This is a genomic window from Nonomuraea sp. NPDC003754, assembly GCF_053605785.1.
This window is the reverse complement of record NZ_JBSGJX010000043.1, coordinates 1-12,382: the sequence shown is the minus strand read 5'-3', so window position 1 is coordinate 12,382 and position 12,382 is coordinate 1. Positions and strand designations below refer to the sequence as shown.

14 protein-coding genes and 1 rRNA gene are annotated in these 12,382 nt (G+C 70.4%); 9 read left to right on the top strand and 6 right to left on the bottom strand.

The window, feature by feature from the left end:
- Positions 1-14: 14 nt before the first annotated feature.
- A complete protein-coding gene (locus ACWEVS_RS37085; protein WP_452555400.1) occupies positions 15-803 on the bottom strand; it encodes an SOS response-associated peptidase in 789 nt (262 codons plus the stop codon).
- 164 nt (positions 804-967) lie between these two features.
- Between ACWEVS_RS37085 and aroA the strand changes: the two genes are divergently transcribed.
- Together aroA and rsgA are read left to right on the top strand one after the other, a co-directional pair.
- The gene (gene aroA / locus ACWEVS_RS37080; protein WP_452555398.1) at positions 968-2,248 is read left to right on the top strand and encodes a 3-phosphoshikimate 1-carboxyvinyltransferase; all 1,281 of its coding nucleotides are present in this window, start codon (positions 968-970) and stop codon (positions 2,246-2,248) included.
- Positions 2,249-2,276: 28 nt separating this feature from the next.
- A complete protein-coding gene (rsgA, locus tag ACWEVS_RS37075) occupies positions 2,277-3,299 on the top strand; it encodes a ribosome small subunit-dependent GTPase A (protein ID WP_449928520.1) in 1,023 nt (340 codons plus the stop codon).
- An 11-nt stretch (positions 3,300-3,310) separates the two neighbouring features.
- Here rsgA and ACWEVS_RS37070 read toward each other — a convergent pair whose 3' ends face one another.
- Positions 3,311-3,754, bottom strand: a complete 444-nt coding sequence (locus tag ACWEVS_RS37070; RefSeq protein ID WP_452555396.1) for a DUF4442 domain-containing protein — start codon at positions 3,752-3,754, stop codon at positions 3,311-3,313.
- A gap of 57 nt (positions 3,755-3,811) precedes the next feature.
- Between ACWEVS_RS37070 and hisN the strand changes: the two genes are divergently transcribed.
- Entirely contained in the window at positions 3,812-4,624 is an 813-nt protein-coding gene (gene hisN, locus ACWEVS_RS37065; protein ID WP_449928317.1) for a histidinol-phosphatase, read from the top strand.
- A gap of 48 nt (positions 4,625-4,672) precedes the next feature.
- Here the strand turns inward: hisN and ACWEVS_RS37060 are convergent, their stop codons facing one another.
- Complete coding sequence (locus ACWEVS_RS37060) at positions 4,673-5,455, bottom strand: fructosamine kinase family protein (RefSeq protein WP_452555394.1); 783 nt, start codon at positions 5,453-5,455, stop codon at positions 4,673-4,675.
- The gene (locus ACWEVS_RS37055; protein WP_452418724.1) at positions 5,436-5,900 is read right to left on the bottom strand and encodes a low molecular weight protein-tyrosine-phosphatase; all 465 of its coding nucleotides are present in this window, start codon (positions 5,898-5,900) and stop codon (positions 5,436-5,438) included. Before ACWEVS_RS37055 ends, ACWEVS_RS37060 begins: the two co-directional genes overlap by 20 nt.
- Positions 5,901-6,021: 121 nt before the next feature.
- On the opposite strand from ACWEVS_RS37055, the gene pstS reads away from it, so the two are divergent.
- Genes pstS through ACWEVS_RS37030 form a run of 5 tightly spaced genes read left to right on the top strand, consistent with a single transcriptional unit; the run spans position 6,022 to position 10,563 of the window.
- Positions 6,022-7,134, top strand: a complete 1,113-nt coding sequence (pstS, locus tag ACWEVS_RS37050; RefSeq protein WP_354921736.1) for a phosphate ABC transporter substrate-binding protein PstS — start codon at positions 6,022-6,024, stop codon at positions 7,132-7,134.
- A gap of 3 nt (positions 7,135-7,137) precedes the next feature.
- On the top strand, positions 7,138-8,118 hold the full coding sequence (gene pstC / locus ACWEVS_RS37045) for a phosphate ABC transporter permease subunit PstC (RefSeq protein WP_354921739.1): 981 nt from the start codon (positions 7,138-7,140) through the stop codon (positions 8,116-8,118).
- 55 nt (positions 8,119-8,173) lie between these two features.
- Positions 8,174-9,049 (top strand): phosphate ABC transporter permease PstA, encoded by an 876-nt coding sequence (gene pstA, locus ACWEVS_RS37040; RefSeq protein WP_354921742.1) that lies wholly within the window; start codon positions 8,174-8,176, stop codon positions 9,047-9,049.
- A gap of 15 nt (positions 9,050-9,064) precedes the next feature.
- Complete coding sequence (pstB, locus tag ACWEVS_RS37035) at positions 9,065-9,841, top strand: phosphate ABC transporter ATP-binding protein PstB (protein ID WP_354921745.1); 777 nt, start codon at positions 9,065-9,067, stop codon at positions 9,839-9,841.
- On the top strand, positions 9,841-10,563 hold the full coding sequence (locus ACWEVS_RS37030) for a response regulator transcription factor (protein WP_354921748.1): 723 nt from the start codon (positions 9,841-9,843) through the stop codon (positions 10,561-10,563). The genes pstB and ACWEVS_RS37030 overlap by 1 nt, the downstream gene beginning before the upstream one ends.
- A gap of 93 nt (positions 10,564-10,656) precedes the next feature.
- On the opposite strand, the gene ACWEVS_RS37025 is transcribed toward ACWEVS_RS37030, so the two are convergent.
- Positions 10,657-11,532, bottom strand: coding sequence for a phenylalanine 4-monooxygenase (locus ACWEVS_RS37025; RefSeq protein WP_449928308.1), 876 nt, complete (start codon positions 11,530-11,532; stop codon positions 10,657-10,659).
- A gap of 126 nt (positions 11,533-11,658) precedes the next feature.
- On the opposite strand from ACWEVS_RS37025, the gene ACWEVS_RS37020 reads away from it, so the two are divergent.
- A complete protein-coding gene (locus ACWEVS_RS37020) occupies positions 11,659-12,126 on the top strand; it encodes an Lrp/AsnC family transcriptional regulator (protein WP_449928306.1) in 468 nt (155 codons plus the stop codon).
- Between the two features lie 170 nt (positions 12,127-12,296).
- Here ACWEVS_RS37020 and rrf read toward each other — a convergent pair.
- Positions 12,297-12,382: ribosomal RNA gene (gene rrf, locus ACWEVS_RS37015) — 5S ribosomal RNA — on the bottom strand; the annotation flags it as partial.

Here is a 12,382-nt window from a genome sequence, read left to right as displayed (position 1 = left end):
CTTACACCGACCCGCTAGAAAAGTGCGCTTTCTTCCTCCGGTTGTTGCGGCTCGATCAGGTGCGGGCCGTTGTTGCGGACGTTGTTGACGTCGGTGGAGACGGGATAGGCGACCAGCCTGCCGGAGTCGGCGGGCACCAGCAGCCTGGAGGCCTGCTCGGTGTCGGTGAGCTTGGGGTCGAGCCATTCGGCCCAGCGCTCCCGCTCGATCATCATCGGCATCCGGTCGTGGATGTGCCCGAGGTCGTCCTCGGCCTGCGTGGTGATCACCGTGCAGGTCACCAGCCACTTCAGCGGATCGTCGGCGGCCCTGGTCGGGTCCTTCCAGAACTCGTACAGCCCGGCCATCGCGAGCACCCCGCCGTCCTCGGGGTGGATGTAGAAGGGCTGCTTCTTCTTCTTTTCGCCTTCGACGGGCATCCACTCGAAGTAGCCGTCGGCAGGCAGCAGGCACCTGCGGGAGGCGAACGCCTTCTTGAAGGCCGGCTTCTCCGCGACCGTCTCGAGCCTGGCGTTGATCATGCGGGAGCCGATGGAGGGGTCCTTGGCCCACACCGGCACCAGGCCCCACCGCAGGACGCGCAGCTGGCGCACCGCCCGGTTGGCGGCTCGCGCCTCGCTCTCCCCGCCCGAGTCGCCGCGCTCGGTGTCCTTGGGCACCCGGCTGAGCACCGCGTAGACCCGTTTGGTCGGCGCCACGTTGTAGTCGGGCGACAACTCCTCGTCGGGCGAGGCGTCCTGCTCGACCTGGAACTCCTGCAGAAGCTCGTGCTTCTTGCGCGCTGAGGCGTATCTGCCGCACATGCCTCCACCCTGCCACGCGATCGGCCGATTCGCCCACCATGTCGCCCCGCACCCCACACCGCCCGGCACCCCCATCTTGCCCCGCACCCCACGCGAGGCCGGGCCCCGAGCTCCCTGGTCGTGCGCTCTGCGGGTCAGGCGTCGGCTGCCGATAGGCTTGCACCATGCCCGCTCCGCTCTGGCCGGCCCCGACGGCGTCCGCTCCGGTCTCCGCGACCGTCCCCCTGCCCGGCTCCAAGTCCGTGACCAACAGGGCGCTGCTGCTGGCCGCGCTCGCCGACGGCCCGGGCACCGTACGGCAGGCGCTGCGCAGCCGCGACGCCGACCTGATGGCCGCGGCCATGCGCGCGCTCGGCACCGACCTGACCCCGTCCAACGAGAGCGCCTCCGGCGTCGACTGGCAGGTCACGCCCGGCCCCGTCCGCGGCGGCGCGCGCATCGACGTCGGCCTGGCCGGCACGGTGATGCGCTTCGTACCGCCCATGGCGGCGCTGGCCGACGGCGAGGTCTTCTTCGACGGCGACCCCCACGCCCGCACCCGGCCCATGGGCCCGATCCTCGCCGCCCTGCGCGCGCTCGGCGCCGAGGTCGACAACGACGCCCTGCCGTTCACGATCAGGGGCCCGATCACCGGGGGCGAGGTCACGATCGACGCCTCCGCCTCCTCCCAGCTGATCTCGGGTCTGCTGCTGACGGCCGCCAGGTTCGAGAAGGGCGTCACGATCCGCCACGAGGGCCCGCCCGTGCCGTCCATGCCGCACATCGAGATGACCGTCCAGATGCTGCGCGCCGCGGGTGTGCGGGTCGACGACGGCGAGCCCGACGTGTGGCGCGTCGAGCCGGGGCCGATCACCGCCACCGACCTGGTCGTCGAGCCCGACCTGTCCAACGCCGCGCCGTTCCTGGCGGCCGCCCTCATCACCGGCGGCACGGTCACCATCCCCGGCTGGCCGGCCGTGACCACCCAGCCGGGCGACCACCTCCGCCCGCTGCTCGCCGCGATGGGCGCCACCGTGTCGCTGACGGAGGACGGCCTGACGGTCACGGGCACGGGCGAGATCGCGGGCATCGACGCCGACCTCCACGAGGTGGGCGAGCTCACCCCCACGATCGCCGCCCTCGCCGCCCTGGCCACCTCGCCGAGCACGCTGCGCGGCATCGCCCACCTGCGGGGCCACGAGACCGACCGGCTCGCCGCCCTCGTCACCGAGATCAACCGGCTGGGCGGCGACGCGGAGGAGACGGCCGACGGCATCCTCGTCCGCCCCGCCACGCTTCACGGCGGCACCTTCCACAGCTACGCCGACCACCGCATGGCCACCGCGGGCGCCGTCGTCGGCCTCGCGGTCCCCGGAGTCGAGGTGGAGGACATCGCGACGACCGGAAAGACGCTTCCGGAGTTCGCCCGGATGTGGGCGCAGATGCTGGGAAGTGAGCAGTCGTGACCGGCTTCTCGGGGCAAGGAGCGGACCGCTGAGAAAGCGGGAGTACGACGAGGACGACGTCAGGGTCAGACCGGGCAAGGGCTCCCGGCCGCGGACCAGGATCCGTCCTGCCCACGAGGACGCCGTCGAAGGCTTCGTGATCGCCGTCGACCGGGGCCGCTACACCTGCCTGGTCGAGACCGAGGGCCGCAGGAAGAAGCGCGAGCGCCGGCTCGTCACTGCGATGAAGGCCCGCGAGCTGGGCCGCAAGGGCATCATCGTGGGTGACAGGGTCGCGTTGGTCGGCGACGTCTCGGGCCGGGCCGACACCCTCGCCAGGGTGGTCAGGGTCGAGCCGCGCTCCTCGATGCTGCGGCGCAGCGCCGACGACACCGACGACACCGACGGCATCGAGCGTCCGGTCGTCGCCAACGCCGAGCAGCTCGTCATCGTCACCGCGCTGGCCGACCCGCCGCCGCGACCCAGGATGATCGACAGGATGCTGGTCGCGGCCTTCGACGCCGAGATCGACCCGCTGCTGTGCCTGACCAAGCGCGACCTCGCCCCGCCCGACGAGCTGGTCTCGCTCTACGAGCCGCTCGGGGTCCCCTACACGGTCGTCCAGAAGGGCGGCGAGCTCGACGAGCTGCGCGAGCGGCTGACCGGCCGCGTCAGCGTCCTCGTCGGCCATTCGGGCGTCGGCAAGTCCACGCTGGTCAACGCGCTGGTCCCGGACGCCAACCGGGCGGTCTCCCACGTCAACGCGGTCACCGGGCGCGGCCGCCACACCTCCACCTCGGCGGTGGCGCTGGAGCTGCCCGAGGGCGGCTGGATCATCGACACGCCGGGGGTGCGCAGCTTCGGGCTGGCCCACGTGTCCGTCGAGACCGTGCTGGCCGGCTTCCCCGACCTGGTCGAGGGCACCGTCCACTGCCCCAAGGGCTGCACCCACCGGGGCGAGGAGTGCGCGCTGGACGCGTGGGTCGCCGACGGCCACGCCGATCCGGTCCGGCTGAAGTCGCTCAGACGGCTGCTCGCCAGCCGGGAAGGCGCCCCCGACTCCGACGACTGACCGGCGGACGGTTACCGGTTGGGGCGGAGGGTCCAGCGGACGGTCAGTTCGGCGACGACGACGCCCTCCGCGTTGCGGATCTCGACCGCGACGTCGAACTCGGGCCGCTGTCCCGCGTCCAGCAGGGCGACGACCTCCTCCCTGGAGGCCTGCAGCCGCGCCTCGGCCACCACCTCCCCCATCGCCACCTTGCGATAGCGGATCGTCGAGGTGGTGGGCAGCGGCACCGCCCGCGACAGCTGGTCGCCGAACGCCGACAGCGTCGCCGCCCCCGAGGCCGTCTCGGCGAGGGTGAACAGCGCGCCCGCGTGCGGACCGCCGACGTGGTTGTGCAGATCGGGGCGGTCGGGAAGGCGGCAGAGGGCCAGCCCCTCCTCCACCTTGTCGAATGAGATGTCCAGCGTGCGGGCGAACGGCACGGTCTGCAGCAGGAACTCGCCGGTGTCGAATGACATGCCGCCATGCTACTGGCGAGTAACCCACAATTGGGATGCAGCCGTTTGATGGAAGCGATGTCCGACGCGATAGCGTGGCTCTTCGTGACGGGTTACAGCGACGATCTGCGCCTCGCGCATGTCATGGCGGACGCCGCCGACGACCTGACCATGCGCCGGTTCAAGGCGGTCGACCTCAAGGTCGAGACCAAGCCCGACCTCACCCCGGTCAGCGACGCCGACCGAGCGGTGGAGGAGGCGATCAGGGGCACGCTGCGCAGGGCCAGGCCCCGTGACGCGATCGTGGGCGAGGAGTTCGGCACCACCGGTCACGGCGCCCGGTCGTGGATCGTCGACCCGATCGACGGCACCAAGAACTACGTGCGCGGGGTCCCGGTGTGGGCGACCCTGATCGCGCTCATGGACCAGGGCGAGGTCGTGGTGGGCCTCGTGTCGGCGCCCGCGCTCGGCCGCCGCTGGTGGGCGGCCCGCGACAGCGGCGCGTGGACCGGCAAGAGCCTGACCAAGGCCACCCGCATGCGGGTCTCGGCGGTCGGCAAGCTGGAGGACGCCTCCTTCTCCTACTCCGACATCGAGGAATGGGAGAAGGCCGGGCGCCTCGAGCCGTTCCTCGACCTGGGCCGCGCGTGCTGGCGTACCCGGGCCTACGGCGACTTCTGGTCGCACATGATGGTCGCCGAGGGGTCCGTGGACCTGTCGGCGGAGCCCGAGCTGTCCCCGTGGGACATCGCCGCGCTGACGGTGATCGTCGAGGAGGCGGGCGGCCGGTGGAGCGGCCTCGACGGCGGCCGCGGCCTGGACGCGGGCGGGCTGGTGTGCACCAACGGCACGCTGCACGACGAGGTCCTCACCCGCCTCACCACCCGCTGACCCCACCCGACCCCACAAGGCCTCACCCGCCGAGCGACCCGGCTGCGCTCAGAGGGCCAGCACCCGGGAGACCGCGGTCATCAACGCGTCGCGGTAGGCGGCGCCGTAGAGGCAGACGTGCACGAGCAGCGGGTGGAGCTGGTGCAACGGCACGCGTTCGCGCCAGCCCTCGGCCGGCGGCGCCTCCTCGCGGTAGGCGCCGAGGATCGTGTCCAGGTACGGCGCGCCGAACAGCGCCAGCATCGCCAGGTCGGTCTCCCTGTGCCCGCCGTGCGCCGCGGGGTCGATGAGCACCGCGCGGCCGTCCGCCCAGAGCACGTTCCCGCCCCACAGGTCGCCGTGGATCCGGGACGGCGGCTCGGCGGGCCCCGCGATCTCGGGGAACCTGGCGACCGCCCGCTCGATCAGCCGCACGTCGCCGGCCGCCAGCCGCGCCTGCCGTACGAAGGGCAGCACGCGGTCGGCGGCGTAGAAGGACGGCCAGTCGGCGGCCGGCTCGTTGGGCATGGGCAGGTCGGCGATGAACCCCGGCCAGGGGGCGCCGAAGCCGTCGGCGCCGCGCAGGTGCGTCCGGGCGAGCTCGCGGCCGAAACGCTCGGCGGCGGCACGGGTGGGCGGCTCGGTGTCCACCCAGTCGAGGACCAGGCCGTCGTCGCCCGACGACACCACGGTGGCGGCGATCGGGCCCAGCCACCGCAGCCCCGCCGCCTCGGAGGTGAACAATGGGGAAACGGCACCGTACTTGCCGAACACCGGCCTGCCCTCCAGCGTCCCCTTGCGCAGCCGCCAGGCGTGCGAGGAGCCCAGGTCCTCAGTCCAGACGATCGACAAGGTACTTCGCCAGCCCTTCGGCGGCCGCCTTCACCTGGCCGAGCACGATCTCGAAGCCGTCGCGGCCGCCGTAGTAGGGGTCGGGCACCTCGGCGCCTTCGGGCGCCGAGGGGTCGAACGAGCGGAACAGCCGCAGGTCCGTCCCCGCGGGAACGACCCTGCGCAGCGCTCTGAGGTTCTCCTTGTCCATGGCGAGGACCAGGTCATAGCGGTCGAAGTCGAACTGCCTGGCACGGTGGAGAGAACCGTCGTAGCCGTGCTGGGCGAGCATCTCGGCGGCGCGCTCGTCCATCGGGTTGCCGACGTGCCAGCCGCCCGTTCCGGCGCTGTCCAGCGCCACCTTGCCGGACAGTCCGTGCTCCTCAAGGGCCTGCCTGACCACGACCTCGGCCATCGGGGAGCGGCAGATGTTGCCCATACACACCAGAGATACGCGATACGTCATGCATCCCATCATGATGCTGACCTGGGTCGTTCACCGAACGTTCACCCCGATTCGGGAGTCGAGTCACCTTCACTGCTTAACGTCTGAGGCGACTAAGGACCAAGTGGGAGGAAACCCAACCGTGAAGTATGCAGGCCGGCTCGCCGCCGTCGCCGTCGTCGGCGCGCTCTCGCTCGCTGCGTGCGGCACCGATAACAACACTGGTGCCCCCGCGGGCACCGCGTCCGCGTCCGCCGCCGCCCCGGGCAACGACAACGCCCTTTCCGGCACGATCAACGCGGCTGGGTCCTCGGCTCAGGCCAACGCGATCGACCAGTGGAAGAAGGACTTCCAGGCCAAGAACGCGAACGTCAACCTGAACTACCAGCCGAGCGGCTCCGGCGCTGGTGTCCAGGCGTTCATCCAGGGCACGATCTCCTTCGCCGGTTCCGACTCGGCGCTGAAGGACGACAAGGGCGAGCCCGCCCAGGCCGACGCCCGCTGCAAGACCGGCAAGGCCATCAACCTCCCGATGGTGACCGGCCCCGTCGCCGTGGTCTACAACCTGCCCGGTGTCGACGGCCTGCAGCTGTCGCCCAAGACGATCGCCGGCATCTTCAACAGCCAGATCACCAAGTGGGACGACGCCGCCATCAAGGCCGACAACCCCGACGCGAAGCTGCCGTCCACCCCCATCCAGGCTTTCCACCGCTCGGACGAGTCCGGCACCAGCGACAACTTCACCAAGTTCCTCAAGGCCACCGCCGAGTGGCCGTACGAGCCGGCCAAGGCGTGGCCCGCCGAGGCCAAGGGCCAGGGCGCCAAGGGCTCCGACCAGGTCGCCGCCTCGGTGAAGGGCGCCGAGGGCGCCATCGGCTACGTCGAGCTCTCCTACGCCGACAACTCCCAGTTGCAGAAGGCCAAGGTCGCCAACGGCTCGGGTGAGTTCGTCGAGCTGACCGCCGACAGCGCCGCCAAGACCGTCGAGGCCGCCGAGATCAAGGGCACCGGCAACGACCTCAAGCTGAGCATCGACTACGCCACCAAGGCCGCGGGCGCCTACCCGATCGTCCTGGTGACCTACGAGATCACCTGCGAGAAGGGCCTGCCCGCCGACCAGGTGCCGCTGGTCAAGTCCTTCCTCGGCTACACCGCGAGCGACGAGGGCCAGGCCTCCCTGAAGGACCTGGGCTACGCCCCGCTGCCCGCGGCTCTGCTCACCAAGGTTCGCGCGGCCGTCGAGGCGATCTCCTAACCCATGTCCACCGACGTTCGCACCCGAGGAGGCGACCCGGCCATGCGCCGGGCCGCCTCCCGGCGCACCCATGGTGAGGGACCCTTCCGCTACGCCTCCACCGGTGCGGGCATCGTCCTGCTGGCGATCATGGCGGCCATCGCCGTCTTCCTGATCAGCGAGGCGATCCCCGCGTTGCAGGCGAACAAGGGGAACTTCTTCACCGAGCTCATCTGGGAGCCCAACAGCAGCCAGGTCTTCGGCATCGCCGCCCTGGCGTTCGGGACCGTGCTCAGCTCTGCCCTCGCGCTGGTCATCGCGACCCCGGTCGCGGTGGGCGTCGCGCTGTTCATCTCCCACTACGCGCCCCGGCGGCTCGCGGGGCCCCTCGGCTACCTCGTCGACCTGCTCGCCGCGGTGCCCAGCGTCATCTACGGCCTGTGGGGCCTGGTCTTCCTCGTCCCCATCCTCAAGACGCCGTCCGAGTGGCTCAACGAGCACCTCGGCTGGTTCCCGCTGTTCGCCGGCGAGGGCGTCATCGGCGGCAAGACCATGCTGGCGGGCGGCATCGTCCTGGCGATCATGATCCTGCCGATCATCGCGGCGATCTCCCGCGAGGTCTTCCTGCAGGCGCCCAAGATGCACGAGGAGGCGGCACTCGCGCTCGGCGCGACCCGCTGGGAGATGATCAGGATGGCGGTGCTGCCGTTCGGCCGCCCCGGCGTCATCAGCGCGGCGATGCTCGGCCTCGGCCGGGCGATGGGCGAGACCATCGCGGTCGCGCTGATCTTCCCCGCCACCTTCGACATCAGCTTCCAGATCCTCACCCCGCACGCCAACAGCATCGCGGCCAACATCGCCAACGGCTTCGGCGAGGCCACCCCCGTCGGCCGCGGCGCGCTCATCGCCTCGGGCCTGGTGCTGTTCGTCATCACGCTGCTGGTCAACATGGGCGCCCGCATGGTGATCGCCCGCCGCAAGGAATACGCGGGGGCAGCGGCATGAGCGCCCCCATCACCCACAGCCACGTCGTGGCCAACCGACCGACGGAGGAGGTCGAATGACCACGATCCAGCACATCTCCACTGGACGGCGGGTCAAGGACCGCGTCGTCCAGGGTCTTGTGTATCTGGCCTTCGCGCTGGCCGTCGTGCCGCTGATCTCCGTCCTGTGGCTGGTCATCAAGAACGGCCTGGCCCGTCTCGACCTCGACTTCCTGACCCACTCGATGCGCGGCATCGGCGCCCGCGACGCGAACGGCGGCGCCTACCACGCCATCATCGGCACCCTTGAGCAGGTCCTGCTGGCCTCGGTCATCGCGGTGCCCATCGGCGTTCTCACCGCCATCTACCTGGTCGAGTACGGCAACGGCGGGCGGCTCAGCCGTACGATCAGCTTCTTCGTGGACGTCATGACCGGCGTCCCCTCGATCGTTTCCGGCCTGTTCGTCTTCGCCTTCTGGATCCTCTTCCTCGGCATGCCGTTCTCCGGGTTCGCCGGCGCGCTCGCGCTGTCGATCCTGATGATGCCCACAGTGGTCCGCGCGGCCGAGGAGATGCTCAAGCTGGTCCCGAACGACCTGCGCGAAGCCTCCTACGCCCTGGGCGTCCCCAAGTGGCGGACGATCGTGAAGGTCGTGCTGCCCACCGCGTTCACGGGCATCGTCACCGGTGTCATGCTCGCCATCGCCCGCGTGACGGGTGAGACCGCGCCGCTGCTGCTGACCGTGTTCTTCACCGACTCCATCAACAACGATCCGTTCAACGGGCCGCAGATGGGGCTTCCCCTCTACGTGTTCGACCAGGCGGCGCGCCCCAACGACACCGCCATCGACCGCGCGTGGGCCGGAGCCCTCACGCTCATCCTGATCGTCATGCTGCTGAACCTGGTCGCGCGCCTCATCGCCTGGTGGCGCTCGCCTTCCAGGGCCCGATAGGAGGTATCCGCTCCCATGTCCAAGCAGATCCAGGTCTCGGGCCTCGACGCGTACTACGGATCGCACAAGGCCATCGAGGACGTCTCGATGACCATCGAGCCGCGTTCGATCACCGCGTTCATCGGGCCGTCCGGATGCGGGAAGTCCACCTTCCTCCGCACGCTCAACCGCATGCACGAGGTCATCCCCGGCGCGCGTGTCGAGGGCAAGGTGCTGCTCGACGGCGAGGACCTCTACGGCCCCGGCGTCGAGCCCGTCTCGGTGCGCCGCTCCATCGGCATGGTCTTCCAGCGGCCCAACCCGTTCCCCACCATGTCGATCTACGAGAACGTGGCCGCGGGCCTCAGGCTCAACGGCCGCGTCTCCAAGTCGCAGACCGACGGCATCGTCGAGGAGTCGCTCAAGGGCGCCAACCTCTGGAACGAGGTCAAGGACCGCCTCAACAAGCCCGGCGCCGGCCTGTCGGGCGGCCAGCAGCAGCGTCTCTGCATCGCCCGCGCGATCGCGGTCAAGCCCCAGGTGCTGCTCATGGACGAGCCCTGCTCCGCGCTCGACCCGATCTCCACGCTGGCGATCGAGGACCTCATGACCAAGCTCAAGGACGAGTACACGATCGTCATCGTCACCCACAACATGCAGCAGGCCGCCCGGGTGAGCGACCGCACGGCGTTCTTCAACCTCGCCGCCCAGGGGCAGCCCGGCAAGGTGGTCGAGATGGACGACACCTCCCGGATGTTCACCAACCCCTCCCAGAAGGCCACCGAGGACTACATCACGGGGCGTTTCGGCTGATGGTCGTCGCGGCGAACGGGGACGCCCCGACAGTTCCCACCCTGCTGGTGGCCGATCCCGACCAGGACGTCATCCACGAGCTGGCGGTCGCGCTGGGGCGCGAGGGCGTCGTGGTCACCGGGGTGACCGACGGAGCCCAGGCGCTGCTGCAGGCGGGCGCGCTCCAGCCTGACGTCGTGCTCGTCGGCGCCACACTGCCGACCATCGACGCGGTGGACTTCGTGCGTGCCGTACGGCTCTCGCGGTCGGTACCCGTTCTGCTCGGCGTCGGCGAGGGGCATGCCGAACAGGCGGTCCAGGCGCTGGCCGCGGGCGCGTCGGCGTGCGTGGCCAGGCCGTACCGGGTGCTCGAGCTGCTGCCGTTCATCCAGGCGGCCTCCCACGGCGTCGAGAACCGCAAGGTGCTGACCGTGGGCGGCGTCGAGCTCGACGTCAACGCCTACCAGGTGCGGGTCGGCGGCAGGGCCGTGCACCTGCCGTTGCGGGAGTTCGAGCTGCTCCACTACCTGATGCGCAACGCCGACCGGACGGTCACGCGCGAGCAGATCATGAAGCATGTGTGGAACTCGGCCGACGGCACCTCGACCAACACCATCGCCGTGCACGTCAAGCGGTTGAGGGCGCGGCTGGGTGACGACGACGACCGGCTGATCCAGACGGTGCGCGGGGTGGGTTACCGGCTCATCACGCCGGTCGAGGGCCCCTCCTCGGCCGTCGGCTGACGGTGAGGGCCGGCCGTCGGGTGGCGCCGCGGCCCGCGTTCCCGGGCGCCACCGTTTCTCCCGGCTCGTTCTCGTCTCCCGGCTCGCTCCCGCTCACGCCAGAGCGGCGATGGACTCGTCGTCGCAGGTCTCCCAGAAGGCGCCGACCACGTCCTCCAGGTGCTGCATGGACTCGGCCCGGAACAGCACGTCCTGGTACTTCGTGATGTCGTACTGGGTCTGGCCCATCATCTTCAGGTCCAGCGGCCGGATGTCCATTCCCCTGAACTCCTCGACCTCGCCGTACGAGGACAGGATGCCCGCCCCGTACGCGCGCAGCTCGCCGCTCTCGGCCATGACGCCGAACTCCAGGGTGAACCAGAAGACCTTGGAGACGAACTCCAGCGCCTCCTCGCTCTCCACGCGCCGCGCCGCGGCGCCCGCCAGCCGGTAGAGCGCCGCGAACCTGTCGTTGGCCAGCGCGTTCGCGTGGCCGATCACCTCGTGGATGACGTCGGGCTCCGGCGTGTAGAACGGCACCGAGTGGTGGCGGATGTACTGCGTGGAGTGGAAGTAGCCGTCGGCCAGCACCCCGTAGAAGTCCCTCAGCGGCACCAGACCGGCCGCGGGGAGGTACCTGAACCCGGTCAACGGCTCCAGCAGCTCGCTGACCTCCTCCAGCTGCGGGATCCGCTCGGCGGGCAGGCCCAGCCGGGCCGCGCCGTCGAGGTACTCCGCCGTGGCGTACTTCCTGTGCTTGATCGCCAGCTCGCCGGCGACCAGGGCCCAGATCTCGTGCTCCTGCTCGGTGTACTCCGCCGCGGGGATGGGCTCGCCCCGCCGGTAGTTGACGGCCAGGGCGGCGATGGCGTTACGCCTGGCCCGGTAGACCTGGTCGGCGAACCCGGGGTGCGACGCCGCCAACTCGACCACCACGGACCCGTCGCCCTGCTCGGCGACGGGCGCGAAGTACTGCGCTTCCTCGAACATGCCTGAATGACAGCAATTCCGGCTTTCCTTGGCAAGAGTGACCAATTTTCCTGGTCGATCCGCGCACTATCGCACTGCCATACTGGCCTCAAGCTAGGCGAATCGCACAGATCACCCGGAGGGGCCATGGACGAGCTCGACGCCAGACTCCTGGTGACCATGCGTGCCCACCCACGCGTCGGCCTGACCGAGCTGGCCCGCCTGCTCGGCGTGGCCAGAGGCACCGTGCAGGCCCGCGTCGAGAAGCTGACCGCGCGCGGGGTGATCCTCGACTTCGGCCCCACGGTCTCCGCCGCCGGCGCCGGCTACCCGATCCTCGCGTTCGTCTCCCTGCAGATCGCCCAGGGCCGCCTCACCGAGGCCGTACAGGCCCTGCGGGACGTCCCGCAGATCCTCGAGGTGTACGGCACCAGCGGCCAGCACGACCTGCTCTGCCGCGTCGTCGCGCGCAGCACCGACCACCTGCAGGAGGTCATCGCGCGCGTCCTCGCCTCGCCGGGCGTCCAGCGCACGGACACCACCATCGCGCTGTCCACCCAGATCCCGTACCGCATCGAGCCGCTCCTCACCGACCGCGAACCGCCGGCCTCCTGACCTGGCCGGTCGGCCGGCACCCTGCGGGGGCCGAACGGTCGCCTGGAGCGCGCCACGCTCCCTTCACCGGCCCGTGCCGGTGCTCGAGCGACCGGTACGGCACGCCCTCGAAACAGCCCGGAAAAGCAGAAAGGGCCACCCCAACCGGGATGGCCCTTTCCGTAAAGATTGCGCGGCGGCGACCTACTCTCCCACACCCCTTCGAGTGCAGTACCATCGGCGCAGAGAAGCTTAACTTCCGGGTTCGGAATGTAAC